The 26,217-nt window shown below is 63.8% G+C and carries 28 protein-coding genes; 20 read left to right on the top strand and 8 right to left on the bottom strand.

The window, feature by feature from the left end; genetic code table 11:
- Nucleotides 1-93 precede the first annotated feature (93 nt).
- Genes OPU69_RS10410 through OPU69_RS10400 form a run of 3 tightly spaced genes read left to right on the top strand, consistent with a single transcriptional unit; the run spans nt 94 to nt 5,434 of the window.
- Nucleotides 94-1,485 (top strand): tyrosine-type recombinase/integrase, encoded by a 1,392-nt coding sequence (locus OPU69_RS10410; protein ID WP_073974081.1) that lies wholly within the window; start codon nt 94-96, stop codon nt 1,483-1,485.
- Nucleotides 1,482-3,269, top strand: coding sequence for a site-specific integrase (locus tag OPU69_RS10405; RefSeq protein ID WP_073974080.1), 1,788 nt, complete (start codon nt 1,482-1,484; stop codon nt 3,267-3,269). Before OPU69_RS10410 ends, OPU69_RS10405 begins: the two co-directional genes overlap by 4 nt.
- Nucleotides 3,266-5,434 (top strand): site-specific integrase, encoded by a 2,169-nt coding sequence (locus OPU69_RS10400; RefSeq protein WP_073974079.1) that lies wholly within the window; start codon nt 3,266-3,268, stop codon nt 5,432-5,434. Before OPU69_RS10405 ends, OPU69_RS10400 begins: the two co-directional genes overlap by 4 nt.
- 89 nt (nt 5,435-5,523) lie before the next feature.
- Here the strand turns inward: OPU69_RS10400 and OPU69_RS10395 are convergent, their stop codons facing one another.
- The gene (locus tag OPU69_RS10395; protein ID WP_073974078.1) at nt 5,524-5,970 is read right to left on the bottom strand and encodes a MarR family winged helix-turn-helix transcriptional regulator; all 447 of its coding nucleotides are present in this window, start codon (nt 5,968-5,970) and stop codon (nt 5,524-5,526) included.
- Nucleotides 5,971-6,043: 73 nt separating this feature from the next.
- Between OPU69_RS10395 and OPU69_RS10390 the strand changes: the two genes are divergently transcribed.
- From OPU69_RS10390 to OPU69_RS10335, 12 genes are all read left to right on the top strand, one after another.
- Entirely contained in the window at nt 6,044-6,928 is an 885-nt protein-coding gene (locus OPU69_RS10390; RefSeq protein WP_073974077.1) for an alpha/beta fold hydrolase, read from the top strand.
- Nucleotides 6,925-7,338 (top strand): hotdog fold thioesterase, encoded by a 414-nt coding sequence (locus tag OPU69_RS10385; RefSeq protein WP_073974076.1) that lies wholly within the window; start codon nt 6,925-6,927, stop codon nt 7,336-7,338. The genes OPU69_RS10390 and OPU69_RS10385 overlap by 4 nt, the downstream gene beginning before the upstream one ends.
- Nucleotides 7,328-8,779, top strand: coding sequence for an efflux transporter outer membrane subunit (locus OPU69_RS10380; protein WP_073974075.1), 1,452 nt, complete (start codon nt 7,328-7,330; stop codon nt 8,777-8,779). Before OPU69_RS10385 ends, OPU69_RS10380 begins: the two co-directional genes overlap by 11 nt.
- Nucleotides 8,776-9,921 (top strand): EmrA/EmrK family multidrug efflux transporter periplasmic adaptor subunit, encoded by a 1,146-nt coding sequence (locus OPU69_RS10375; RefSeq protein ID WP_073974074.1) that lies wholly within the window; start codon nt 8,776-8,778, stop codon nt 9,919-9,921. The genes OPU69_RS10380 and OPU69_RS10375 overlap by 4 nt, the downstream gene beginning before the upstream one ends.
- Nucleotides 9,922-9,927: 6 nt before the next feature.
- A complete protein-coding gene (locus OPU69_RS10370) occupies nt 9,928-11,457 on the top strand; it encodes a DHA2 family efflux MFS transporter permease subunit (protein WP_073974073.1) in 1,530 nt (509 codons plus the stop codon).
- Between the two features lie 144 nt (nt 11,458-11,601).
- A complete protein-coding gene (locus tag OPU69_RS10365; RefSeq protein WP_079731419.1) occupies nt 11,602-12,504 on the top strand; it encodes an ArdC family protein in 903 nt (300 codons plus the stop codon).
- Nucleotides 12,501-12,797 carry a zincin-like metallopeptidase domain-containing protein gene (locus OPU69_RS10360; protein ID WP_498510841.1) on the top strand — a complete coding sequence of 99 codons (297 nt, stop codon included), beginning with the start codon at nt 12,501-12,503 and terminating at the stop codon, nt 12,795-12,797. Before OPU69_RS10365 ends, OPU69_RS10360 begins: the two co-directional genes overlap by 4 nt.
- 11 nt (nt 12,798-12,808) lie before the next feature.
- Complete coding sequence (locus OPU69_RS10355; protein WP_498510839.1) at nt 12,809-13,231, top strand: hypothetical protein; 423 nt, start codon at nt 12,809-12,811, stop codon at nt 13,229-13,231.
- Between the two features lie 305 nt (nt 13,232-13,536).
- Nucleotides 13,537-14,490 (top strand): DUF2493 domain-containing protein, encoded by a 954-nt coding sequence (locus tag OPU69_RS10350; protein ID WP_498510837.1) that lies wholly within the window; start codon nt 13,537-13,539, stop codon nt 14,488-14,490.
- A gap of 121 nt (nt 14,491-14,611) precedes the next feature.
- Nucleotides 14,612-15,073: a DUF6878 family protein gene (locus tag OPU69_RS10345; RefSeq protein ID WP_498510835.1), complete on the top strand. Its 462-nt coding sequence runs from the start codon at nt 14,612-14,614 to the stop codon at nt 15,071-15,073.
- A 10-nt stretch (nt 15,074-15,083) separates the two neighbouring features.
- Nucleotides 15,084-15,512, top strand: a complete 429-nt coding sequence (locus OPU69_RS10340; RefSeq protein WP_498510834.1) for a DUF6915 family protein — start codon at nt 15,084-15,086, stop codon at nt 15,510-15,512.
- A 302-nt stretch (nt 15,513-15,814) separates the two neighbouring features.
- Complete coding sequence (locus tag OPU69_RS10335; protein WP_007688363.1) at nt 15,815-16,204, top strand: single-stranded DNA-binding protein; 390 nt, start codon at nt 15,815-15,817, stop codon at nt 16,202-16,204.
- Between the two features lie 114 nt (nt 16,205-16,318).
- Here the strand turns inward: OPU69_RS10335 and OPU69_RS10330 are convergent, their stop codons facing one another.
- Nucleotides 16,319-16,549 carry a DUF6437 family protein gene (locus tag OPU69_RS10330; protein WP_498510831.1) on the bottom strand — a complete coding sequence of 77 codons (231 nt, stop codon included), beginning with the start codon at nt 16,547-16,549 and terminating at the stop codon, nt 16,319-16,321.
- Between the two features lie 324 nt (nt 16,550-16,873).
- Between OPU69_RS10330 and OPU69_RS10325 the strand changes: the two genes are divergently transcribed.
- Complete coding sequence (locus OPU69_RS10325) at nt 16,874-17,110, top strand: hypothetical protein (RefSeq protein ID WP_498510829.1); 237 nt, start codon at nt 16,874-16,876, stop codon at nt 17,108-17,110.
- A gap of 102 nt (nt 17,111-17,212) precedes the next feature.
- Here the strand turns inward: OPU69_RS10325 and OPU69_RS10320 are convergent, their stop codons facing one another.
- Complete coding sequence (locus OPU69_RS10320) at nt 17,213-17,407, bottom strand: hypothetical protein (protein WP_498510827.1); 195 nt, start codon at nt 17,405-17,407, stop codon at nt 17,213-17,215.
- Between the two features lie 430 nt (nt 17,408-17,837).
- On the opposite strand from OPU69_RS10320, the gene OPU69_RS10315 reads away from it, so the two are divergent.
- The 4 genes from OPU69_RS10315 to OPU69_RS10300 all read left to right on the top strand — a co-directional run bounded on the left by OPU69_RS10315 (nt 17,838) and on the right by OPU69_RS10300 (nt 23,831).
- Nucleotides 17,838-18,170, top strand: coding sequence for a hypothetical protein (locus OPU69_RS10315; protein ID WP_498510825.1), 333 nt, complete (start codon nt 17,838-17,840; stop codon nt 18,168-18,170).
- Nucleotides 18,160-20,556: a type IV secretion system DNA-binding domain-containing protein gene (locus tag OPU69_RS10310; RefSeq protein ID WP_498510823.1), complete on the top strand. Its 2,397-nt coding sequence runs from the start codon at nt 18,160-18,162 to the stop codon at nt 20,554-20,556. The genes OPU69_RS10315 and OPU69_RS10310 overlap by 11 nt, the downstream gene beginning before the upstream one ends.
- Nucleotides 20,557-20,593: 37 nt before the next feature.
- Nucleotides 20,594-23,521, top strand: a complete 2,928-nt coding sequence (gene mobF, locus OPU69_RS10305) for a MobF family relaxase (RefSeq protein ID WP_498510821.1) — start codon at nt 20,594-20,596, stop codon at nt 23,519-23,521.
- Nucleotides 23,522-23,591: 70 nt separating this feature from the next.
- Entirely contained in the window at nt 23,592-23,831 is a 240-nt protein-coding gene (locus OPU69_RS10300; protein WP_498510819.1) for a hypothetical protein, read from the top strand.
- A gap of 25 nt (nt 23,832-23,856) precedes the next feature.
- On the opposite strand, the gene OPU69_RS10295 is transcribed toward OPU69_RS10300, so the two are convergent.
- The 5 genes from OPU69_RS10295 to OPU69_RS10275 form a co-directional block, all read right to left on the bottom strand.
- Nucleotides 23,857-24,054, bottom strand: coding sequence for a DUF6961 family protein (locus OPU69_RS10295; RefSeq protein ID WP_498510818.1), 198 nt, complete (start codon nt 24,052-24,054; stop codon nt 23,857-23,859).
- Nucleotides 24,054-24,386, bottom strand: a complete 333-nt coding sequence (locus tag OPU69_RS10290; RefSeq protein ID WP_498510816.1) for a DUF5818 domain-containing protein — start codon at nt 24,384-24,386, stop codon at nt 24,054-24,056. The genes OPU69_RS10295 and OPU69_RS10290 overlap by 1 nt, the downstream gene beginning before the upstream one ends.
- Nucleotides 24,350-24,775 (bottom strand): thermonuclease family protein, encoded by a 426-nt coding sequence (locus OPU69_RS10285; RefSeq protein WP_498510814.1) that lies wholly within the window; start codon nt 24,773-24,775, stop codon nt 24,350-24,352. The genes OPU69_RS10290 and OPU69_RS10285 overlap by 37 nt, the downstream gene beginning before the upstream one ends.
- Nucleotides 24,776-24,786: 11 nt before the next feature.
- The gene (locus OPU69_RS10280) at nt 24,787-25,428 is read right to left on the bottom strand and encodes a S24 family peptidase (RefSeq protein WP_031286149.1); all 642 of its coding nucleotides are present in this window, start codon (nt 25,426-25,428) and stop codon (nt 24,787-24,789) included.
- A 387-nt stretch (nt 25,429-25,815) separates the two neighbouring features.
- On the bottom strand, nt 25,816-26,217 hold a 402-nt coding region (locus OPU69_RS10275; RefSeq protein WP_498510812.1), incomplete at its 5' end, for a hypothetical protein.

Below are 26,217 nucleotides of genomic sequence, written 5' to 3'. Positions count from 1 at the left end.
TGGCGTAGTCCGGCCTGATGGCCACCGTCCCGCAGCCGCGCAACGTGCGCGATCTGGAGTCGGGAGGGGGTCCGGGGGAGGGACTGGCAAGCTGTGGATACTTCAGACACGTCGATCGTCATTCATGAACGCCGGGCGGCGGATGGCTTGGATTCCTACGTCCCGGTGATCCTGCGAGGTGGAGAGATCTACGATCCAGACCTCGACCGCTACTTTCTTGATCTGCCGTTGAGCGGGGCGCGGTCTCGCCATTCGCTACGCGCCCACGGCTATGATGTCCTGGTCTGGGTTCGCTTCCTCGCCTCAGTCTGTGGCAAGTCTGTCTGGCAAGCCGATACCGATGATGTCAGTGCTTATCATCGGGCACGTCGGCGTAGTGACGCTGAGTTCCGGGTTTCGACGTCGACGTGGAACCGGGCGATTGCCTCGCTCGACAAGCTTTATCGATGGGCCGAGCGGGAGGGCCTGATCGAGCGCACCCCATTTACCCACCGTCAGGTCTGGCGAAGTTCGCACGGAGGGCGTCGAGCGGCCGTCACGGGCCGCAACGACGCCTATGAACGCGCGGCCCGTCGGTCAGATGTCCGCTTCATCGATCTCACCGATTACCACGCCTTTCGCGAGGTTGGCCTGCGCGGCCTGACCGTAGAGGGAACAGAGCGTCCTGGAGCACGTGACCGCAATGGCGCGCGCAACGCGCTGTTCGCCGATCTGTTGGTCACCACTGGCCTGCGCCTGGAAGAGGCATCTCACCTGCTCACTGCCGAGATTCCGGTTGGCGGCGCCCGCGCGGAACGGCAGCGGCGGGTCGAACTTCCGGCGGCACTTACCAAGGGGGATAGGGGGCGTGGCATATTGCTGCCGCGCCGTTTGTTGCCGATGTTTGACGCCTATATCGCCGTGGAGCGAGCCGCAGCCGTCGCCAAGTTCGCAAGGCGCCGTGGCTGGGAAGCCATTGACCGCCCGATCTTCATACACCGCCCCTCATTCAGGCTGCGCGCATTGCAGCTGGTTGGCGGTGGCACGATGGATATGGAGGTCGTCACACCGGATGAACGCGCAAGGCTTGTAATTTGCGCCGACGATGGAACGCCTGGCGAAGCGGCGGTGCTCTGGCTGACCGAGGTCGGGCATCCGGTGCTCCCCAACTCGTGGGAAGCGATCTTCGCGCGGGCGAGCCGCCGTTGCACGGATGCCGGCATCCCGGTCCGGGTCAGCCCCCATCAACTCAGGCATTCCTTTGCGGTCCACATGCTGGCGATGCTGATCCAGCGCCGCCTTGCCGAGGCGGCGGCACCGGTGGGTGCCATGGAAGGGTATCGCCAGTTGGTCGGCGATCCGCTTCAACAGGTTCAGCGATTGCTTGGCCATTCAAGCCTCGCCACGACCTCGATCTATCTCGATCACCTCGCCACGCGTGCCGATACCGTCGATGCGGCGGTCGAAGAGCTGTTGGCACTCGTACCGGACTATCTTCCATCATGACCGCTGCTCCACGCAAAGGGCGCAAGGTCAGTTTCGAGGCCGCCGCGACTGCGCCCGAGGCCGATCCATGGTCGCAGATCAGCACGCTGCGCTTCATGATCGATCCGCCATACGGCGGCGAGTTGCTCGTGGATTTCACCAGCTTGCGGCCACGAGGCCTGGCTCTCGCCTTTGCACGGGGCCTGTTCATGCTGGTTGCCCCGCGCGGCCCCATTTTGGTGCGTTCGTCGATCAAGACATACGTGACGCAGTTACCGAGCTTCTTTGCCTATCTTGCCGGGACAGGCGACCGGATCAACGGGCCGGCAGACCTTCGCACCGACCATATCGACGGGTTCGAGAGGTGGCTCGCCGCGCAGGGCAAGTCGCGGACACACGCGCCGACCTATGTCGCCAAGGTCGTCTCGGTCCTTCGCCGCATTGCGGCCGATGGTCCCGAGCTTGTCGATCCTGGCTTGCGGGAACGGCTGCGCTACGTCAGCTCGCACCCCCACGTTCGCCCCCGTCCACGCGATGCCTACAGTCCGTATGTCGCTCGCCAACTCCGCGATGCGGCCCGCGCCGATCTTGTTGCGATCGAGGCGCGCTTGCGGTCGGGGCCGCGTTTCGATGAGGTGCCGGAGACAGAAGGTGCTTACCGCGAAGCCCACGCTGCGATCGACGCGCGCGGTGTGCTGCACTACCGTGACCCCGCATATCAGAGCCTGTATAAGCTGCGGTGGATTCGCGAACTGAGCGGCGCAAGGTTCAACCTGAGCCTCCATGCTGCCCACTACCTTACTGCACACGACGTCGTGCCGCTTCTCGTTCTGCTCTCGCTGGAGACGGGGCTCGAGCTGGAGTGTTGCAAGTCGCTCACCATCGATTGTTTGCGCAATGCTTCGGGCGGTACCGTCGATGTCGCCTATACCAAGCTTCGCGCCCACGGCGCCGAGCACAAGACCATCCGGGTCCGTGATGGCGGCTCATCGACACCGGGCGGCCTGATCCGGCGGATCATCGCACTCTCCGCCAAGGCCAGGGTGCATAATTCCAGCGACAACCTCTGGGTCTATTATCAGACCAACGAGATCACCGCTGGTATCCGCCAACCGCGCATGACGATCGACGCCTGGACGCAGCGTCACGGCATTGTCGATGACGCCGGTCGACCGCTATTCCTGCGCCTCTCGCAGCTACGCAAGACGCACAAGGCCTTGTGGTACCTTAAGACCGAAGGGCACATGGCCCGCTTCGCCGTCGGCCATACCGCCGAGATCGCGGCACGGCACTACGCCGATATTCCGGCACTCAGACCGCTGCACGAGCAGGCCGTGGCGGATGCCCTCGAAGAAGCGCTGACCGGTCCAAGGATACTTCCTCCCTCGGACGAGGAGCGGCTGCGCAGGGAGTTGGCGAGCCCCGCTCCGGATGTTGAAGGCGTCTCGCGCGCACTTCTCGACGGCGAACAGGACGTCTGGCTTGCCAACTGCGGTAACTTCTATTCCAGTCCCTTTGCATCTGCCGGTACCGCGTGCCCCACGCCGTTCTGGGGTTGCCTCGATTGTCGCAACGCGGTCATCACCGCGCGCAAGCTGCCCGCCATCCTCGCGTTCCTCACCTTCGTCGATGATCAGCGAGCCGGTTTGAGCGCGGCCGAGTGGGCAGCCAAGTTCGGCCATGCCCGTGACCGCATTGTTCAGCAGATCCTGCCCGCCTTCGGCGACGACGTCGTGGCAAAGGCCCGGGCGCAGGTCGCGGTCGAACCTCCCACGGTCTATCTGCCACCCGAGGCCCGCGCATGACCCCTCTCCAGCTGCTCGCCGACAGCTGCAATGAACGTGACGCCCTCCCGGTGCTCATCTCCGCACCGCTCCGCCCTGGGGTCGATCGCGCGCATATCTCGCGATACGGCGATCCGGTCTGGGATCTGGCTCCCGGCGTGTTTCGCGACAACGCCCGGCGCTGCCATATCACGGTACATTTCGATGGTATCGACGACCCATCCATCGCCGATGCCCTGCGCCAGATTCTTCATGCGCGTCTCAATGTCGATCTACCCGGGCACCGTTCACGGCTTGAGCCGGCGGGGGTGCGCGGTGAGGCCAACCGGACCTTGCGCTTTTTCGACTTCGTGAAGGCTCAGCTGGGTCGTTTCGATCTCGGCCGGGTCGATCAGTCGTTGGCTGATCGCTACGCCCGCTCTTTGCGCCTTGCCGGACTGCGTCCGGTTGCGGCGGCAGCGCTGCTGCGGATAATCTTCGACCTGCATGAGTTGCGGCACCATCTGCCGACTGCGCGCCTGTCCTTTGAACCGTGGCCGGGGCGCAGCCCTTTCTCGGTTGCGGGAGCAAAGTACGTCGCCGGAGAGAACCGGACGCCGCGCATTCCGGAAGCGATCATCACCCCGCTGCTCGCCTGGTCGCTGCGCTACGTGACCTGCTATGCAGATGACATCCTCGCCGCGCGGGCGGAACTCGACCGCCTCGAAGCAACGCGCAACTGTCTGATCACCGCTGAGGAAGGGCTTGATCCCGCTGCTCGCCGTTTTCGGCAACGCCAACGCCTCATCGCCTATGTGGCAGCTTTGCAGCGACAAGGTCGCGGGATTCCGATCTGGACCACCCCACACAACGGCACAACGCGGACAGATCCGCACACCGGGGAAGTCACGCCGCCCATCAACTACCACCTGATCCACCTCCATGCCGGCATCGACGCGCAGGCCGAACCGGCCATGCACCTTGGCCTGACCACCGGCGCGCCGGACCTCATCGCCGCCGCCGTAGCAGAACTCGGCACCGAGATTGGCGGGATGGATACGGCCATTTCGGCCGATCCCGATACCGGCCTGCTCTGGCGTACCCGCTTCGATGCCAAGGTCCTGGCTCTCGAAGAGGTCATGCTGCAGTCGGCAGCCTACGTCGTCTGCGCCTACCTCTCAGGCATGCGGGACAGCGAGATCCAGGCGATGAAGCAGGGATGCCTGTCCATCACCAGATCAGAAGACGGTGCGATCTTGCGGCATGGCATCAAGTCCACCGCTTACAAGGGCAAGCGCGGCGGCGGCGAGGAGACCGAGTGGGTCACGATCGCGCCGGTCGCCGAAGCCATCGCTGTCCTCGAACGCCTGTCCGCGCGGGCGGGGCAAGCGCGCGGGACAACGACTTTGTGGCCGGTCCTCGCGCTTCGGGCCAACACCAAGACGCACATTTCTGCCGAGATCGTCCGGCAACTCAACCGGTTTCGCGATCATCTCAACGACCGGTTCGGAACGGCTGAGGCACCGATCATTCCTGCCGGACCCAATGGCGCGCCCTGGCGGCTGACCACACGCCAGTTTCGCCGGACCATTGCCTGGCACATCGCCAACCGGCCCTTTGGGACGATTGCCGGCATGATCCAGTACAAGCACGCCAGCGTTGCGGCGTTTGAAGGCTATGCCGGCAGCAGCCGGTCCGGATTTCGCGGAGAGATCGAAGCCCAGCGCGCGCTTGGCCAGATCGACGATATCCTCGTCTACTTCGACGAGCGGCAAGGTGGTGCGCGCCTTGGCGGACCTGCCGCGAACAGGATCGGAGCCGCACTCGATACTGTTGGCCACGAGTTGGCGCCGCTACCTGCCATGATTGCCGACCGGCCCCGCCTGCGCACGATGCTCGGCAGTCTCGCGCGGACATTGCATGTCGGCCCGCTGGCCGATTGCTTCTTTGATCCGGCAACTGCCCTGTGCCTCAACCGCATTTCGGAACCGGGTGCCACCGGACCAATGATCGCCATGTGCGAGCCGGTCCGCTGCCCCAATGCCTGTATTGTCGAACGGCATCGCCCGGCCTGGCAGTGCGGAGCTGACGAGGCGCGGCTGTTGCTGCGCGAGAAGCGGCTTCCAGAACCGCAACGGGTGACGCTTCAGGCCGAGGTGGCAAGGATCGAGAGGATCCTGTCGCAGATCGGTCCCGAAGCGAAGTAAGGCTGATAATCCCCCGCAAGCGTCCAGGGGAAGCCGTCCTGGTCTTGCGGCGTCGACATTCCAGCTGGCGGCCGCAGCCAGCGTGAAGGCTACAGATTGGCGGACATGGTGGCCAGAAGTCGCTTGAACACGGCAACTTCATCGCCCGATATGCCGGCGAGCAACCGTTCATAGACCACATCGGCTTCCGCTCTGAGCGCGGGCAGGATGCCGATCGCCTTAGGACGCAGGTGCAAGGTCCACACCCGCCGATTGCCTTCCACAGCCCGGCGCTCGACGTAATCCGCCTTTTCGAGTTGGTCGATGACGTGACCGACGCTGGCGCGTTCCAGTTCGAGGCATTTGGCCAGCTCGGTCTGGGTCAGACCGGGCGTGCGGAAGATATAGGCGAGAGCGCGCCATTGGGTTCGGGTCAGCCCGAACTTCGCGGTCGAGGAATCGAACACGCGGCGCAGCTTGCGCGGAACCTCCTCAACCAGGAACACCAGCCCATCGGCCTCGGTGAGGTAGCTCTGCTGGTCGGACGTGTTCGCCATGCCACAGCTCATAGCTTCCGATTGACCAAAAGGACAGCCTTTACTGTAAGGCATCATACAGTAAGATAAAAGCATGTCGAATCCGCCCGTCACGCTCTCCGGCCATTCCGGCCATGCTATCGCCGCCCTGATCGAAGGCCCTGAGCAGGGTATGCCGGTGCTGCTCGCCCACGGCGGCGGGCAGACCAAGCGGGCGTGGAAGCGGGTGACGGCGATGCTGGCCGACTGCGGCTTTCGCGCTATCGCGCTCGATTTGCGCGGTCATGGCGACAGCGCTTGGGCCGATGACGGAGCCTATGACATTGTCGATTTCGCGGGCGACCTGATCGCGATTGCCGGGTCGCTCGACCGCAAGCCCGCACTGATCGGGGCGTCGTTAGGCGGACTTGCCGGGATCATGGCCGAAGGCGAGGTCGCTCCCGGCAGCTTCGCCTCGCTGACCTTGGTGGACATCACACCGCAAATGGAGGCGGGCGGTGTTACGCGCGTAGTCGGGTTCATGGCTGCCCATGCCCGCGAAGGCTTTGCCTCGCCCGAGGAAGCGGCGCGCGTGATCTCCGAGTATCTCCCCCATCGTCCAAGCCGCAAGGCGTCGTCCGGCCTCGCCCACTATCTGCGGCAGAAGGGCGACGGGCGCTATTACTGGCATTGGGACCCGGCATTCATCGACGGCATCATGCGGCGCCATGCCGAGCGCGGCGACAGCAGCGACTTTGGGCGCACAGAATTGGGCGAAGCCGCATCGCGGCTTGCGCTTCCGGTCCACCTGATCAGGGGCGGATCGAGCGATCTGGTGTCACCGGAAGCCGTGGCGCATTTCCGCGCGCTCGTGCCGCATGCCGCTTACAGTGACATCGCCGATGCGACGCATATGGTGGTCGGCGACCAGAACGATGCCTTTGGCGACGCGATCCTCGATTTCCTTGTCCGCACGCACGGAAAGGCGGTCGCGGCATGAACGATCCGGCAGCAAGCATGGACCTCGACCAGCTCCGTTCGATGTTGCTCATTGCGCCGTTCCACCAATGGCTGGGGCTGGATATCGCCGAACTGACAGACGACGCGCTGATCCTTGAAATGCCGTGGCGCGACGAGATCGTCTCCAACCCGATGATCGGATCGGCGCATGGCGGCATCCTCTCGGCGCTGATCGACCTGACCGGGCTTTACACGATCAACGCGCTCGGCGGATCGGCGCGCGCCACCGCCGATATGCGGGTCGATTTCCATCGCCCTGCGACCTCAGGTCCGCTGCGCGCGATTGGGCGGGTGGTCAAGCTGGGCAAGCAGATCAGTGTCGCGGAGACCCGCATCGAGGATGCCGAAGGGCGATTGCTGGCCAGCGGGCGGGGTGCCTATGTCGGCTAGGTTCCGAATCTACGGCGGCGCAGCGTTGGTGCTGGCTCTGGCCGCGTGCGTCCCGGTTTCCCATCCCGGAGCACGGCCCGCGTTGCGCACTGCCGAGACGACCGAGGCGGGGCAGACCCTCGCCGCGCGCGGCAACACGGCCTGGCCGCCGGACCAATGGTGGCGCTTGGCGGGCGATCCGCAACTGACCGCGCTGATCGAGGAAGGCCTCGCCAATTCACCGCAGGTCGCGGTGGCGGTGGCGCGGGTCAGGCGCGCGGAAGCCGAGGCGCAGCGGGTCGGGGCCGCACGGCTCCCCTCGATTGGGGCCGAGGCCGAAGGCGGCCTGCGCCGCCAGAGCGGCAACAACGGCATTCCCGCGCAGTTTCTGCCCGATGGCTGGAAGGATTACGGGCAAACTTCGCTGAGCTTCGGCTTCGACCTCGACCTGTGGGGGCGCAACCGGGCGGCCCTTGCGGCAGCGACTTCGGATGCCCGAGCGGCGGCGGTCGATGCGGCGCAGGCCCGCCTGGTGCTGTCGGTTGCGATAACCGCCGCTTATGCCGAACTCGGTCGCCATTATCGCGAGCGCGACAACGCCGCAGCCATGCTCGCCAACCGCCAGGCGATGCGCGACATTGTCGCCCAGCGCCAGCGCAACGGGCTCGACAACCTCGCCAGTCTGCGCCGCGCCGATGCCGAGGTCGCCGGAGCAGAGCAGGATCTAGCCGCAGTTGACGAGAACATCGGCATCCGGCGCAATCAGCTGGCCGCGCTCCTGGGTGCTGGCCCCGATCGGGGGCAGTCGATCACCCGTCCGCCACTGGCGCCTTCAACGCCCGGCGGGGTTCCCGCTGGTGTCACCACCGACCTGCTCGGCCGGCGTCCCGATATCGTCGCCGCGCGCGAGCGGGTCGAAGCGGCGGCAAGCCGGGTCAAGGTCGCGCGGGCCGGGTTCTTTCCCTCGATCAACCTCAGGGCGCTGATTGGCCTGCAGGCCCTGGGTCTCGGCAATCTTGTCGATTCCGGCTCGCTGTTTGGAAGCGTCGGCCCGGCAATCAGTCTGCCGATCTTTCAGGGCGGCGCGCTCAAGGCGCAATATGGCAGCGCCGAGGCAGCCTATGACGAGGCCGTCGCAAACTACAACCAGACTGTGGTCACCGCCTACCAGCAAGTTGCCGACGCGGTGACCCAACGCGACGCGGCGGACAAGCGGCTTCGCGCGGCCCGCACCGCACTGGCCGCCAACGAAGATGCACTCGGTCTGGTGCGCACACGCTACGAGGCCGGGCTTGCCAGCTATCTCGACGTGCTCGCGAGCGAACGCGGCGTGCAGGACCTTCGCCTCGCCGTTATCGGCCTTGAGACATATCAGCGCGGCGCGACGCTGGCGTTGATCCGCGCGCTGGGCGGCGGGTTCGACGCGGCCACTACCCAACCATCAGGACAGACCGACCAATGAGCGATACCGCGACACAAGCTGCCGAAGTCGATCCGGAACTGTCCGCCTTTCGCAAGACCCGCCGGACGATGTGGCTCAAGCGCCTGGCCATCGCGCTGGCAATCGCGGCGCTTGCCTGGGGTGCGTGGTATGTGCTGGTCGCTCGCAACTATGTCAGCACCGACAACGCCTATGTGAACGCGCGTATGGCGCAGGTCACCCCGCTGATTGCAGGATCGGCCATCGAGGTGCTCGTCGAAGATACGCAGCAGGTGAAGGCCGGGGACGTCCTGGTCAGGCTCGATCACGCCAACGCCAGGATCGCCGTCGCGCAGGCCGAGGCCGATCTTGCCGCTGCTCGCCGCAAATTCGGCCAGACCGTTGCGACCAACAGCGCGCTATCGGCCCAGATCGATACCTCAAGCGCCGGTCTCGTCCAGGCCCAGGCGCGGCTTCGCACCGCGCAGGCGGAATTCGAAAAGGCAAGGATCGATTTGCAGCGCCGGGAGGCAGTCATTGCCAGCGGCGCGATCTCGGGCGAGGAACTGACACAGGCGCGCAAAGCCTATTCCGCGGCAAGTTCTGCGCTCGAAGCAGCACGTGGCGGCATCTCGGAAGTCGCTTCAGCCCGCCGGGTTGCGCAAGGGCAACTCGCGGCCAACGATGCCCTGGTGCGCGGCTCCAGCGTGGACACCGATCCAGCGGTTCAGGCGGCCAGGGCCCGGCTTGACGCGGCCTTGCTCGATCTCCAGCGTACCGAGATCCGAGCACCGGTCTCCGGGGTGGTGAGCCGCCTGCAAATCCAGGTCGGCCAGCGCCTGAGCCCCGGCCAGACGATCATGACCATCGTTCCGATCGACAAGCTCTACGTCGATGCTAACTTCAAAGAAGTTCAACTGGGGCGCGTTCGCCCCGGCATGGCTGTGACCCTCAAGTCCGATCTCTACGGCGGCGATGTCGTCTATCACGGCAAGGTCACCGGCCTCGCCGGCGGGACCGGCTCGTCGATGGCGATCATTCCCGCGCAGAACGCGACCGGGAACTGGATCAAGACCGTTCAGCGCCTGCCGGTGCGGATCGAACTCGATCCTGCCGAACTGCGTCAGCACCCTTTGCGCGTCGGGCTGTCGGTGGAAGTCGAGATCGATGTCTCGGGCCAGTGACCTGCAATGAGCGAACCCTCACCCCCAAGCGCGGGGATCTCCCCGTCGCGGCAAATGGTCGCAGGCCTGGTGCTGGCTTTGGCCAATTTCATGGTCATCCTCGACCTGACCATCGCCAACGTCTCGATTCCGCACGTCGCGGGCAATCTCGGTATCACGCTCGAACAAGGCGCCTGGATCATCACCTCCTATGCGGTCGCCGAGGCGATCTGCGTCCCCTTGACCGGATGGATCGCCGGTCGCTTCGGGTCGGTGCGCACCTTCCTGTTCAGCATGGTCGGGTTTGGCATCTGCTCCTTTCTCTGCGGCATTTCGGTGACCTTGGGCATGCTCGTGGCAAGCCGGATCGGTCAGGGAATCTTCGGCGCTTTCTTGATGCCGATGTCGCAAACCCTGCTGCTCAGCGTGTTCCCGCCCGAGAAGCGCAATATGGCGATGGGACTATGGGCTGTTACACTGCTGATGGGACCTGCTCTTGGCCCGATGATCGGCGGCTATCTCACCGAAAATTATTCCTGGCATTGGATATTCCTGATCAACATCCCTGTTGCAATTTTGTGCATCGTCGTAGGATTTTCTCTGCTCAGGCCGATCGAGACCGAGCGGCAGATACTACCCATCGACTTTGTCGGCCTCGCCTTGCTGATACTCTGGGTCGGCTGCCTGCAACTGGTGCTCGACCTTGGTCGCAACCACGACTGGTTTGCCGACCCGATGATCGTGGCGCTGTCGATTGCATCATGTGTCGGCTTCGTTGTGTTCGTGATCTGGGAGTTGGGCGAGGATCACCCGATCGTCGATCTTCGAGTCCTCAGGCACCGGGGGTTCAGCGTTGCCCTAACGGTGCTGTCGCTCGCCTTCGCAGGATACTTTGCGGGATTTGTCATTGTTCCCCAATGGCAGCAGGCCTGGCTCGGATTTCCGGCGACCGCCGCCGGTCTGTCCTCATCGTTTTCGGCCATGGGCGGACTGATCACCGCGCCGCTTGTGGCCTATCTGATGAGCCGTCACGACCCGCGCCTCCTCGTTTCAGGCGGCGTTGCCTGGATCGCAGCGATGGCCCTTCTGCGCACGACCTGGACGACGGATTCGGACTTCTGGACCCTCAGTCTGCCGCAGTTCGTTCAGGGACTCGGCGTCACCTTCATGATGCTCCCGCTCATGACCTTGACGCTCAACACGGTTGATGAGAACGAGGTGGCATCGGCTGCCGGCCTTCAAAGCTTCATGCGCACGATTGCGACCGCCGTGGCGACCTCGATCACACTTTCCTACTGGGGTGATACCCAGCGCCTCGCGCGTAGCGACGCGGTCGCAGTCCTGCAGCCGGAAGCGGCGCAGGCAAGCCTTGCGGGACTCGGCTTCCCGCCTGACCAGGTGCGGCAGGTGCTCAGCAATATGGTTGACCTGGAAGCGACAACCATGGCGCTCATCCACACTTTTTGGGCGACCACCGCAATCCTTATCTTTGCCGCGTGTCTTATCTGGCTTGCCCCGCGGCCCGCGAAGACTGGCGGGATGCCGATCGGGCATTGACGCGCCGCCATTCATGAGCGCTGGTTCATCCAAGCAGCATTCGCCCCGCCTCAGGCGGGGCGGGAGAGGTAGAGGAGGCGTGTAGCGGGTGACGGGCTGAAGGAGCGGAAGAGAGTTTCCCTCCGCCCGCCATGGAGACCCGCCATGTCCCGATCCCACCCTGCGACGCCGCGAGCCGACGTCTATTCGCGCATCACCACCGAGATTGTCTCTGCCATCGAAGCCGGTGCCGGCGACTGGCGCATGCCTTGGCACCATGATGGCGCTGCCACGACGAGGCCGCAGAACGTCACCTCCCGCCGTCGCTATCGCGGTGTCAATGTGCTGGCGCTCTGGATTGCCGCTGAAGCCAGCAGCTATTCCAGTGGTCTTTGGGGGACCTATCGCCAGTGGGCAGCTCTTGGCGGACAGGTCCGCAAGGGTGAGCGCGGAACCACCGTCGTGTTCTGGAAGCAGGCCGCATCGCGCGCCGATGACGATCATGACGACGGCGAAGCCGGCCCCGGCCGCATGTTCGCCCGGGCCTTCACCGTGTTCAACCTCGCACAGGTCGAGGGCTATGAGCCCGCTCCTGTCGCGGTATTGCCCGAGAGCGAGCGGTTCGAACATGCCGAGGCATTCGTCGCGGCTCTGAAGATTCCGATCACCGAAGGCGCCTACGATGCGCACTACCGGATCGATCTTGATCACATCTTCATGCCGATCTTTGCCTCGTTTCGGGATCCATCGGCGCAGATGGGCACCCTTCTGCACGAAGCCGGCCACGCTACGGGCGCAAAGCACAGGCTCGACCGCAATTTTGCCGAGAGGTTCAAGCGCGACAGTCTGGCGATCGAGGAGATCTGCGCCGAACTGACAGCTTCGTTCGTGCTCGCCGACCTCGGGATCGCCCACCATCCGCGCGCCGATCATGCCGCATACGTGGCATCGTGGTTGCGCGTGCTGAAGGACGACCCTCGCGCCATCTTCACCGCCGCCAGCAAGGCACAGGCCGCAGCCGACTGGATGCACGCCCAGCAACCCCAGCCCGAGGAGCTGGCGGCATGACGCGCGTCCGGAAAATTGGCGTCGGAAGTCAGATTGGGGCTGGACTGTCAGGATATGTCGCCGAACTCTCCAGCGCGATGCTGGGCGCTGAGCTGGGGCTGCCGGTCACGCATCTCGACAGCCATGCGAGCTATATTAAGCATTGGCTCAAGCTTCTGAAGGATGACGACCGCGCCATCCTGACCGCTGCCGCCAAGGCTGAGGAGGCGTCGACCCTGCTGCTGAAGCTTGGCGGAAGGGTCATGCCCGAACAGTCTGACGACGCGTCAGACGACGCTGCGCTTGCGGCCTGAGGGAGGATGCCATGGGCCGATCAGTCAGCTATCCCAGCGGCGCAATCGTCGCATTCACGGTTCTCGAGGTCGAAGCCGAGGACGACTGGGAGTTCGAGTATGAATGGCTGCGTGACGACCTGCGCGAGCGGGCCGGCCGAGCCTTCCCGTCGCTGATCCCGCATGACGGCTGGCGCGACCGGGAGGATCGGATCCTCATGCGCAATGCCTATGCGGATTTCGGCGTATCGGTCTACGGCGGGCTGGTGGCCGTCTGGATCGTCGAACGCGATGACGGGGCCTATTGGGACGCCGATTGGCGCACGGCCCGCTCACCGCGGGCACAGCGCTGGCTGTCCCAGATCGCATCCCGCTTCGATGCCGTGTTCGGCGACTATGACTGTCTCGGGCATATGTCGAACGGAGAGGGTGTCTACACCAAGCGAGCGGCTTGAGCCGAGCCGGGGCGGTGCATGGATGAGGCATAGGGCGTGCCCCTGCCAATGGATCTGTTCCGACCGCCCATGGCCTGGCGCCATGCGAGAGGGGCCCTGGGCCAGCCGCCAGTCTTGCGCAACCCGGCTTGGTCGGGCCCGTGTTGGCCTTCGCCCTTTGGGCTCAAGGCCTGCCCGCGCCAGCCCGCCAAGCCAGGTTTCCCCTGACGGGTGCGCAACCCTGCCGGAATGCTGGCCCTGACGGGCTCTCGCTGGCGCAGCCATGAACGGGTGCGTCGGCCTCACGCCAGTCAGGAGGACATCCCATGCACACGTCATTCGCCGATCAACTCGCCGGGCTCGATCTCGCCGGCTTCTCGATTGGACCCGCTCCCGTATCGACAAGCGATTTCCCGGTCCGGGAGGCGGTCGTCCAAACCCTCGAAGCGGTCTGGTCCGATCTTTTCGCCATGGTGTCAGGGACCGCTCTTGAAGCCGACGCCGAGGATCTCGGCTGGGCCTTCGTCAATATCTTTCACCGCTCGGCGGAACGCAAATCGACTGCCCTCGACCGAGCGACCGACGAGGTCCGAGCGCTGATTGCTACGGCTGATGGATCCGAGGTCCACACCCACGACCTCGAGACCCAGGTCGAGCGGGCGCAGTGCGCCGAAAGCGCGATGCTGGCGCTCGAAGAGATGCGCGAAGTCGCAGCAGGCCTATACCTGAACGAGTTCGGTTCCTCCTGGAAGCCCGTCTCCAGCTCGCGCTTCAACCACAGCGCAATGCTGACGTCCGCGCTCGTCGAAGGGCGCGATTTCCTGCGCGCCCGCGCCGAGGCCAAGCGCCGTGCGGCCGTGCCCGAAGGAACCCCGGTCGTGTTCGCTGGCGGGCGCACCCGTCATGCTACCGAAGACGATGCGCTGACCTTCGGCAACAATGTCTGGGCGACGCTCGACAAGGTCCGCGATCGCGTGCCGGACATGGTGCTCATCCACGGCGGCGACACCAAGGGCGTCGACCGTCTGGCATCGAGCTGGGCTGAACGTCGAGGCGTTCCGCAGGTGACATTCTCGCTGGATATGCGCCTGGGCGCCCGTGCCGGCTTCAAGCGCAACGAGCGGATGCTCTCCCTCGATCCGCGCTACGTCATCGCGTTCCCGGGTAATGGCGTACTCGAACGCTTGGTGATCGACGCCAAGGCTCGGCGGATCACCGTTGTCGATCGTCGCGGCCCCCTCGGCACCAATCCGAAGAACACTTCGGCCAGGACCGACTAAGGCCCTGTCGGTCTTCGCGCCAGCGCCGGATCGGCGCTGGCGTCGACCATCAGAGGAAAGGTGTGCGCCTGTCGGTTGGAGCCAGCGATGGTCGTTGGCTCCTTTCTACAGGAGGCATTCCATGATCGATATCGAGGCTGTGATGGCCGACTTTGCCGTTCGCCAGGCCGAGCGGCAGACGCAGGTGGTCGAAGAGATTCAGAAGCTCAAGAAAGCCATTCTTCCGCGCTTGCAGGACGCTGGGATTGCCCGGGTCGAGATCCGCTTCGACGGATGCGGCGACAGCGGCGCCGTTGAGGAATGTGCGTGCCTCGATGCCGCTGGTGCCGCGGTCGCGTGCCCCGATGTCACCATTCTGGAAGACGAAGCAGGCAACTCGGATGGTGACGGTGCCGCGGAGCTGCCCTCACTTGGGCAAGCTCTCGAGCAGCTGACCTATCTGGCGCTCGAACGTCACCATTCTGGCTGGGAGATCAACGACGGTGCCTGCGGCGAACTCGTGATCGATGTGCCTGAAGCGACCTTCGTGCTCGACTGCAGCCTGCGCTTCACCGCGACCGATGATCACTCGACCGAGCTCTAGGAGACCAGGCATGGCCCACTGCTACTACCACGCCCTCTCGTCGGTCCGGAAATGGGGCGGCACGGTCGATGACTATCTCCCGCTGCACCAGTGGTTCGACCAGTCCAAGGCAATCCTGGCAGACCCACGGCACCGGGCGCTGCGGCACCATGCCGAGGGGATATTCATGCTGGAGGCCCTCTTTGGCGAGACCCTCGTCAATGCCGATGGCCGGGTTGTTCCGGTGCGTCTGGTCGGCGAGCAGCACGTGCGCGAAGACTTGGGCTCGATCCCCTCCTTTGCGGACTGGGCGCGCTTGATCACGCCGCAGGCCTGGATGCTGCGAGGCAACCCTCTGGACGGCGCTGAAGGGGTGACGATCGATATGCCTGTCCCCGGAAAAGCAGTTCCGTCCAAGAGTGCGCCACCTGCTGGAGGAGCGGTCCGTACCGTGATCTAGGAAGGGGTTATTTGGTCGAGGGTCGGCGGGGGAATGATCCGGCCAAGACCGAAGGGAAACGAGGCAGGGCAAACCTGTTCACGGCATCCAGCTCCACCCGGCTTCGATACAAACCTGTCCCTGAAGCACCCCCGTCGAGACGCGCAACCCGGATCAGGTCCGGCCGAGTTGCCGGGCTGTGCCCGGCTGCCCGCACCACCCGAACCAGTTCCGGGTTCCCCTCCGGTGCGCTTCGCCGCGGGGCGCTTCTGCTCGGGTTTGCAGCCGGGATGGACCCGGAATGCTCGATCAGGAGAAAGCCCATGACCAATCTCGTTATCCTCGTTGGCCGCATCGCTCGCGACCCCGAAACCCGCACCACCCAGGGTGGAACCAGCATCACCTCGATCTCGGTCGTGACCGACCGTCCCGCCCGCAAGGATGGCAAGACCTACAAGGACGAAAACGGCTACACTGCCAAGGACAGCGAATTTCACCGGATCACCTGCTTCAACGGCCTCGGCCAGAACGTCGCCAAGTATTGCACCAAGGGTCAGCTCGTGACGGTCGAAGGTCGCATCCACTACACCCAGTGGGAGGATCAGAGCGGCACCAAGCGCTACGGCTGCGAGATCATCGCCGACAAGGTCGACTTCCTCACCAAGGGCCGTTCGGGCAGCAACGAGGGAGCACCCGACATCGACGAGGACTGAATGTTCTTACCCCACGACAAGGCCCCGGTGGCACACGCCATCGGGGCCTTTTCTTTTGCTCTGGGGCTATGCGGCGGCGCGGGGCATCGAACCCCTTGCCGCCGCTGGGTGGGGCTACGCAGGCGCGATCCGCTTCAGCGTTTCTTCGATCCCGAGTGCCATCGATGCGCGCACGATCTGGCGCAGCTGTGCAGGTTCGATCGTCTCGGCGCCGCACTCGATCAACACCTTGCCGAGTTCGGCCGCTGCCTCTTGGCGAAGACGAGCTTCCTCGCTTTCGAGTTGGGCACGCTGTTCACGCAGCTTTTTCAGCGCATCGCGCGCAGTGGGTTTGGACCTGGCCATAGGGTTTCCTTCTTGCTGGCCGTTGGTCCCCTCCGCTGATGATATTGGCATTCCGGACGCGCGTAGGAAAATGGTTTGTGGGGCGGTCGGTGCGCTTTCCCGCTGACGTTGGAGAGGTCTCTCTCGCAGAAAGTCCAAGTCTGATGCGGGCTTTGGGGCTGCGTCAAGGACGACGGGGCCCCACCATTTTTCCCGGGGCAAGCCCGGCAAAAATCGTTGCCCCCATCGCCGCTTCGCGGCCGCTGACGCGGTCCCTGACCCAGCCCGTCACCCACATCTTTCGCACCCCCTGATGCGACGCATCGAACATCAGGAGGAAAGATCATGTACACTTCGCTGAACATTGCCGATGCCGGTTTCAAGGCAGATCAGGCCGCTTTCGTTGCCGCACTGGATCAGGCCCATGCCCGGTCCTTTCACAGCTATTTCACGCAGTACATTCTGAGCGATGAAGAGGCAGGCTACATCGCGGTCGATGAAGGAGACTACGGCGCGCTACCCAAGGCCTTGCTGGACCGTGTCATTGAGACGGTGCCGGGCCGGCTCAGCGATGAATTCTGACCCACCGGTTTGGGAGGAAATCCATCTGGGCTTCCTCCTTTCTTTTTGCTCGCAGCCCTTTGCAGACCACGTCAGACTAGGCGCAATTGTCGATGGCCGACATCAATCCTGGGCATCGGGCTTGTCCAGGTCAGCAAGTCGCTCTGGCATTTCCAGGACCTTCAAAGCCGCCGCCTCGATCGCCGCTGCCTGTGTGGGGAAAGCCTCGGCCGAACTGATTGACACCCCGTTTGAATAGGTGATCGTCGCCTGGAAGCCGTTGCCCTTGGGTGTCGCGCTCAGTGTGACCTGGGTCATGCTTCAGGCTCCTCGTTTCACCGTCATAGGCCCTGATCCGTTCTGTGACTATCGGGATCCGGGCGACGGCAGCCCCACGAGACATCTCGAGAAATCGGCATCGCAAAACGCATCGTCCGTTACAAGCTCAATAGCTGGTTCCTGACCTTGCAGCTGGGGACTGGGGAGCACACCGTACGCGACAGGTCGCAGGAAAGTTGGGCGAAAAATCACGATAATACCGTAATTTATGCGGATTGTGCTGCAATGGCAGCTTCTCCGTCATAAATGACGTGGGCGAGGGAATGTACGTGGATTTGACTAAAGCCAGACCGAGAATGGCGGAATTCCGCCGGGTTACGGTGTTCTTGACATGTTCTTGAATCTGACTTAGTGTCGCTTCTGCCTTTCGCAGTGTGAACCGGGCTCCTGATCATGAAGGAGTCCGTGCATGACACGGCCAATCTGTCTCCAGGTTTACATCTCCAGCGAGCTTAGCTCGCTGATCCGCAAGGCTGCCAAGGCCAAGGGGATCAGCATGAGCGAGTGGGTTCGCGCCTTGCTCGCTAATGCCTGCGCCGAGGACGATCTTGCCTCGCGCCTCGACACTTCCGTCGAGCGCATCTCGCGCCGCTCGGTATTCCTCATGGTCGGGGTTGATGCGCTGCTGGCAGGGCACCCCGATCACGCTCTGCGCGGTCGGGCTCATCAGGCCTATGCGCGCAAGTGCAAGGAGCTCGGTCTCTCCACGTCCGCCGGCGAGGGAGGTTCCGATGAAGCGTAACCTCGTCAATTTCACGCGCGGTAGCCAACTGCTCGGCCATTTCGGCTTCATGTTCGCGGCAGGCCTCAAAGGCCCGCTGCTTGTCGCCGCGCTCGTGATCTCATGGACCTCGTGGTGGACCATCTCGGCAGGTCTCACCGATCACGAAGTCTACCTGGTCTGGATGCGGATCTACGCCGCCATCTACGGCATCATGGAGTTCGATCCCGCCAAGCGGATCACGCTGGAGACAGCCTTTGGCGCGACCATTCAGTTTCCGATTTCGCAGCTCGATCATTATCCGCCGGTCGTCCATGCGTGGGAGAAGCTCACGGCGCTTCTGAGCAGTGCCTTGTGGCGTTCCGGCTTCCTGCTCGTACCAGCCTTTGCCGTATTCTACTGGTTCGCCGAGCGGTTCGGTGGCCGCTCCAAGGAGCGCAAGCACGAGCGTGGCGCGATGCTTGTCACGCTTCCCGAGCTCGTCGATGAACTGACGACCCACAACCGGCGCGAGCGCACCCGTGAGCTCGATCAGGCTATGGGCTGGAAGTGGCGGCTCAGCCTGCCGCGAGAGATCGCCCGGGTCTTTCCCTACCGGCCATCGCATATCGCCACGGTCACCTATCCATGGCGCCTCGAGCAGAGCCACGCGATGCTCATTGGTACCACCGGCATGGGCAAGACCGTCGCGATCTCGGACATGATCGCCGAGGCCAGAGCCAAGGGCCAGCGCTGCATCGTCTTCGATCTGACCGGTGCCTTTATCGAACATTTCCATACGGCCCACTGCGACATCATCCTGAGCCCGCTCGATGCGCGCTGCCCTCAGTGGAGTCTCTTCGACGAATGTCGTACCGAAGGCGAATTCTGGGCAGCCGCTGATGCCCTTGTACCCCATGACGGGGGAGGCGAAGCACAGTTCTGGGTGATCGCTGCCCGCGCCCTGTTCGTCGAATTCTGCCTCAAGCTCGTGGCCGACGGCAGGGCGAGCAACGAAGCTCTTGCCCGCGAGCTCATGACCGCGGACCTGTCACGCGTTCATGCCATGATGCGCGGCACGATCGCCGATCCACTGACCGCACCGGAAGCCGCCCGCATGGCGGAATCGATCCGGGCCGTGTTCAACGTCAATGCCAAGGCGCTCAAGTTGTTGCCGACTGCCGGGCCTCGCTTCTCGGTCCGCAAGTGGATCGAAGAGGGCGCAGATGGAGTCCAGGACCAGGGCTCCATCCTGTTCATATCCGCCCGCTACGTCGACATGAGCGTTTGCGCGCAGCTGCTCACTCTCTGGCTCGATACAGCGATGAATACGCTCATGACTGGCCCACGCACGCGCGATCTCAAGTGCTGGTTCTTCGTCGATGAACTGGGGGCATTGCATCGCCTGCCAGCTCTCGAGAAAGGATTGCAGACAGCGCGCAATTTCGGCGGCGCCATTGTCCTCGGCATCCACGCCTACGCCAAGCTCAAGGAAGTCTACGGTGAAAACATGGCGATGACCCTGTCATCGCTGGCCCGGACGAAACTGATCCTCGGCACCGCCGACCGGGAAACGGCCACCTGGTGCTCCGACTTCATTGGCCATCGCCAGGTGCGCGACATGGAAGAGGGCTATACCTACGGCTACAACAATGCCCGTGATGCGGTGAGCCTCACCCCGCGCAAGCACATCGAGCCGCTGCTGCTGCCCGACCAGTTGATGAACCTGCCGCGACTGTCCGGGTACATCAAGTTTCCCGATGGTTTCCCTGCCGCGCCCGTCAGGCTCACCCCGGTCAATCGGCCCAAGCGAGCAGAGACCTTCATCGCCCGGGTGAAGGATAGCGTAAAGGCACCGGTTACCGAGCCTCAGTCGCCGGCACAGCAGGCGCGGCAGTCGACAGCACCAACGGGCAATGAGCATCCCTCGTCCAACGACGATGGGGCGGGCAAGCCGGTCGTGCCCAAGCAGGGAGAACTGGCCCTCGACCAGAGGCTGCAATCCGAGCCGAAACAGAACCCTGACGCGCACGTAAAGGATTTACGGCAGCCCGTTGAAAGCACGCCCGGCAAGACGCCGAAGGAGCAGGAACGGGCCGCTCGATCAGGGAAAGAGAAGGCGGGCAACGCCAAGCGAGAGAGTTCGAACACCCGAACTGAAGCAACGCCGAGAAAGGCAGGACCCTCCGCCCGCCCGCTCCTCCCGACCGGCGAGGCCGCCGCGACGCAGGATCAGTCGGCTACTCCCAAGGGCACTGCTCGGGTCGGAACGCCGGAAGCGAAGTCGCCGCAAGAGGGTAAGCCGGATAGCCCCAAGAGCACAGGACCCAGCGATGCAGCAGCGCGCAAGCTGATGCTCGAGGATGGTCTGCGCGAGCAGGAACCGCCGCCGATGACGGGGCCTGACCTCGGCGACATGGAGATGTGAGCATGTCACCGATTGCCACCGCTACGGGAGACGGTCGATGCTGTCGGTAGCCAATGTCCGCACAGCAGGCGGCGCGGCCAATTACTTTGCTGCCGACAACTACTACACGCGGGCCGATGCCGACCGCTCCGGCGAATGGCTCGGGAAGGGCGCTGTCGCCCTGGGGCTAAATGGGACCGTAGACGCGCGGCAGTTCGAGGCAATCCTCAAAGGCATGCTGCCCGATGGCAGCCGGGTTGGCAGTGACAATCGGGTGCATCGGGCAGGGACCGATCTCACCTTTTCAATGCCGAAAAGCTGGTCGGTCCTCGCGCTGGTGGGCGGCGACAAACGGATCCTCGACGCCTACGCCGCGGCCGTCCGGGAAACCCTGCGCTGGGCCGAGAAGAACCTCGCCGAGACCCGGATGGAGGTCCGGGGCAGGGAGCGCGTCGTGCAGACCGGCAACCTTGCGATCGCGCTCTTCCAGCACGACACCAACCGCAACCAGGAGCCCAATGCGCATTTCCATGCAGTTATTGCGAATGTGACCCAAGGGCCGGACGGCAAATGGCGGGCGCTGCGCAACGACAAGCTCTGGCAGCACAATACCCTCCTCAATGCCATGACCATGGCCCGGTTTCGTCTGGACGTGGAGAAGCTCGGCTACGAGGTTGGGGAGTTCGGCAAGCACGGCAATTTCGAGGCCGTGGGGGTGCCCAAGACCGTGCGCGATGCCTTCAGTTCCCGGCGTGCAGAAATCCTGGACCGTCTGGCAACCATGGAGGGAAAGGGGCTCGCCGCGCGCAACGCAGCGAACCTCATGACGCGTGCCGACAAGGGACGGATCGAGGATCGCGATGCGCTGACGCAGCAGTGGCGGGAGACCTCTGCGAGGCTCGACTTTGACCCCGCCATGGTCATTGCCAGAGCCAATGCACGCAGTGCGCAGGACCTCGGAAACGTGACCGGCTTTGGCCCTTCCGTGCGAGCGCTTGTCCGTCAAGGGAAAGCCCTTGCAGCCACCTTTGCCGAACGGCTGGGCCTGCGTGAAGGCGATCCGCTGATACCCGCACGTATGGGTAACCGCAGCGTGGAGCAGGTCGCCGCGATCCATGCGGTTGCCTCGGCTGTCCGGCATCTGGGCGAGCGGGAAGCAGCCTTCACCCGCTCGGAGATTTATCGCGCGGCGCTTGGCTTTGCGCTGCCGACCTCGCTCGCCGAGATCGAGCACCGGATCGAGCAGCTCGTGCGTCAGGGTCATCTGGAAAGGGGCAGGGGAGGCGACCGGGACCTCCTGACAACGCGTGATGCGATCAGCCTTGAGCAACGTATCATTGCGGCGGTCGAAAGTGGGCGCGGTGTGGCCCCGGCGATCATTGCACCGGAACTCGCAGGGACACGGCTGCAGGCCCTCTCCCAGATCAAATACGGCCTGACCCTCAACCATGGACAGGAAGGGGCAGGGCGCTTGCTGCTTGGATCGTACAACCGCATCGTCGCGATCCAGGGCGTTGCCGGTGCGGGCAAGAGCACGGTCCTGAAGCCCGTCGCCGATATCCTGCGGGAAGAAGGCAGGGCAGTGCTGGGACTCGCGGTTCAGAACACGCTGGTCCAGATGCTCGAACGCGAGACGGGCATCCCGTCGATGACCGTATCGCGGTTTTTGGGCCAGCACCGCGACCTGCTCGAAGGGGCTGACGCGGCTCGCCTTGCCGAGGCGAGAGCCGCGATGCGCGGTACGGTCGTGCTGCTCGACGAAGCCTCCATGGTCGGCAATGCCGACAAGGAAAAGCTGGTGCGGCTGGCCAACCTTCTCGAACTCGGGCGCTTTGCCAGCATTGGCGACCGCAAACAGCTGGGCGCTGTCGATGCCGGCAAGCCCTTCGACGTGATGCAGCAGGCGGGAATCGAGACTGCGGTGATGGGCACCAACCTCAGGGCGCGGACCGAGGTGCTGCGTGATGCCCAGCAGGCTGCCCAAGAGGGACGGATCGAGGACGCCATGCGTCATCTGGCGCCTCAGGTGATCGAGGTGGGAAACGGAGCTGCCGTCGAGGCTGCGGCGGCATGGTTGTCGCTCTCATCAGGGGAGCGCGAGGCAACCGCAATTTATGCTTCAGGCCGGGCCCTGCGCAGCGCTGTGAACGAAGCCGTACAGACGGGCTTGAAGGCAAACGGGGAGTTGGGACCAGGGGCGATGCGCCTCAGGTCCCTGTCGCGCGTCAACGTCACCCGCGAAGAGCTGCGTTATGCCAGCACCTACGCGCCCGGCATGGTGGTCGAAGTCGTGCGCCGCCAACGGGGGCAGGGCATCGCTCCCGGCGAGTATCACGTGGTCGCGGCGGACATCGCGCGCGAGCGGGTCACGCTGGAGAACGAGCGGGGGCGCCAGTTCGAGCTTCGTCCGGGCAAGTTCCGTCCACAAGGTGAGCAGGATGTACTGCGGCTCTTCGAGGTGCGCGAACTCGACATCCACACCCATGACCGGATCCGATGGACCGAGACCGATCACAAGCGGGGCCTGCTTAATGCCGACCAGGCTCGGATTGTTGCAGTCGACAGCGCCGGGGTCGTTGTGAAAACATCTCTCGGCGCAGAGCACAGGCTGGAGCAGGGCGACCCGATGCTGCGCCGTCTCGACCTCGCCTACGCGCTCAATGCCCATATGGCTCAGGGTCTCACGTCCGACCGCGGCATCGCGGTCATGGACAGCCGTGAACGCAATTTGGCTAACCAGCAGACGTTCCTGGTGACGATCACGCGGCTGCGCGATGGCCTCACCCTGTATGTCGATAATGCCGGCAAGCTCGAAGCGGCGGTCGAGCGCAACGCCGGCATGAAGCGTTCGGCGTTGGAGACGGTCGATCTGCTCCGCGATGCAGCCGCCAAAGGGCAGGCCAAAGACCGTGCGGCTCCTGTGCCTGAACGCAAGCCTCCAGAGCTCGATCGCTCGATCGCCAAGCCCTTCGAGATCGGCATATAGTGTCGCCCCTTCCACACCTCTTGGCACGCCGCCGGTTGACGATTAGTTCTTTATTTGTTCTCATGGGCGCATGCGCCGAATCTCTGACGACCTTCTTCTGACCCACCTCGAAGTCGCCCTGGCCGTTGCGCCAGAGCACACCCTCGTTTGCCTCAATGCCGATGATCCGCGTGTGCAGCGCAGTGCCCGTGTCGATCTTGCCCGCCATCTGGTGGAGCGCATGCGTGGTTTCAGGATCGAAGGCGATGCATGTGGCCCATCCAGCGCGCAGGCATGTCTGTTTCCAGGCGATCTATCGCCGATCGGATGAACGAGACGGTAGCCGTCGAAGACGGCTACTGCAGCCGAGCGCCATCACGGTTGGAGGTCAGCTGGACAATCCGCTCAGCGATTGCCTGCCACGCACGAATTCCTGCATGATCACCCGTGAGAGCGAGAGCGCCCATCTGCTCGGCGACGTGCAACGGTGCCTTGTCGCCATGAGTTTGCAGGACATGGTTGGCGCAGGCCCAGAGTTCCCAATCGCTGAGCATCAAAGCTGTCCAGCAAGCCCGGCCAGGGTCGCCAGAAGTCCGTAAATCACGAAACCACCAACGAGCAGGCGTTCGATTGGAAGCTGCATTCGGCGAGGTTGGGCTGTCCCTGCCGGCCAGACTTGCCTGCAGATCAAGTCGTTGAAGCCTGCACGGTGGCCAGTGACCTCGACTTCACGGCCGACAAGGTGTCGAGCTGACCTCGGCGCATCCAGTTCCCAGTGGCCGCCGCCTGCCTGGAGCACGAGGCCAAGCGGCCCTTCGACCAGCTCGCCACGAAGGTGTAGGTCGGGGCTTACCGGCACGCTGGCCCTTTCCAGTACCGGTCCCATCGCAGCACCGTTCGGGTGCGGATCATAGCGCAGGAGAGATCCGCGCCGGAGGGCAGGCGGCACCAGGCAGCCGTGCGGCTTCCGCCTGCGGAACCTTCGGAGCGGCATGACAGCCGCGGCCCTCGAACCAGAACGTGACCCGTCGAAATCGTCCCGCGCGGGCCGCCCATCAGCTGGACGAGCGCATCGCGTGCCTCGTTCGCCGTGGCATCGGGGCAGGGCTGATTGGTGCGGCAGCTGCCATCCATTTCCCGGGCGGCAATGCCAGCGATGCGAATGCGGGGCCCTTCCGCACACCAGACCGGGCCATCGCCATCCCATACATGGGTTGGTGTGCAGGTGAAGGTCTGACTGGAGGCGACGATCGAGGCGGCAAGGAGGGCAAGCATAGATGACCTCCTTAAAGCGCCCGTCCGAACCAGAGAACCCGCCCGACGATGTTGAGCGTCCGCTTTTCGAGGCCGCGCCAGCTCGGATAGGCCGGGTTGTCGCTCAGAACAGAAGCGCGCTTGCCCTGCGGTTCGAGGGCAATCCGCTTGACGCTCAGCATGTCATCCATCCGCAGGACATAGATCCCGTCTCTCAGGCGCGCCTGGCCATCGGCAAGATCGACCATGACCTCGTCGCCATCGTGGAGGGTGGGCTCCATCGAGTCGCCATGCACGGCGATGATCGACAGGCTCGATGCCTTGCTTGCGGTCAGCCGGCGCAGCCACTTCTCATCGAAGCCGAATTGCGCCGATTTGGATTCCATTTCGGCCAGAGCGCCGTGGCCAGCCGATGCCTCGACATTGAGAACGGGTACATGGACCAGTTCGACGACTGGACCTGAGCGACGGGCAGGGGCTCCGAGCACCTTCTCGTCGACCCCGAAAAAGCGCGCCAGAACCGAACGATCCTGCTCGTCCAGGTGCCTCGGGCTGCCGCGGCGAATGTACTGCTGGATATAGGCTGCGTTGCGCCCGAGCAGTCGCGAAACCGAGGAATAATTGCAGCCTCGTTGCTGGATCAGTTCGTCCAGGGCTCTGCGTGCGTCGTCCATGACTGCCAGTCCTATCGCGGGTACCTAGGAAAATCGATCCTAGACTCTAGGAAACCTTCCTAGTAAGAACATAACAAGAACACAAGTGCAAAGCGAGTCTGGAATCATGGAGCTTCTGGAGCAGATCGAGGAATATCTGGCGCGAACCCGGACGTCGCCGAGCACTTTTGGTCGATTAGCTGCGGGAGATCCAAGGCTCGTTGCTGACCTTAGATCGGGCAGACGCCTGCGTCGACGAACGGAAGAGCGCCTGCGCGGCTATCTGAGTCAAGTTGGATGAAATACGCCGAACGGACCAAAGCGTTCACAATCCAATCTGCTCACATGAGGTTAGCTACATGATCGGGTGACCGCCGGCACTGTTGACTGGCCTTTCGGGATGCCACGTTAGCCCTGCGTCATAGCGTCGATCTCAGCTTCCCAACTTGGCGCTGGGTTAAAGGCTGATACCTGCGTTGGCAAATGCATCTTGAACGCCAAGCCCTCCGGCTGAACGAACGTGCGAGACAACAGCTCTCGATCGAGAAGGCGCATGGCGGGATCGTCGATGCGGTAGAGGCGTGGCGGGAAACTATGCGCGTAGCGAGTGCCATAAGCACCCCAACCTTGCATTGCCTCGTGTGAATAGCCCCCGCCGGACTGGCTTCCATATAGTGAGACGCGGCGAAGCATCTCATCGACGATCTCAGGTGCCGCTGTTAGGCTCAACAATGTAACCCTGCGGTGAGGGCCGCCTTGCGCTGATTTGGTCGCGTGCCGAGAAGGCACCGGTGCAAGCGCTGGTGCTTG

Source organism: Blastomonas sp. 34TW (assembly GCF_059803595.1).
This window is presented reverse-complemented; position numbering and strand designations above follow the sequence as displayed.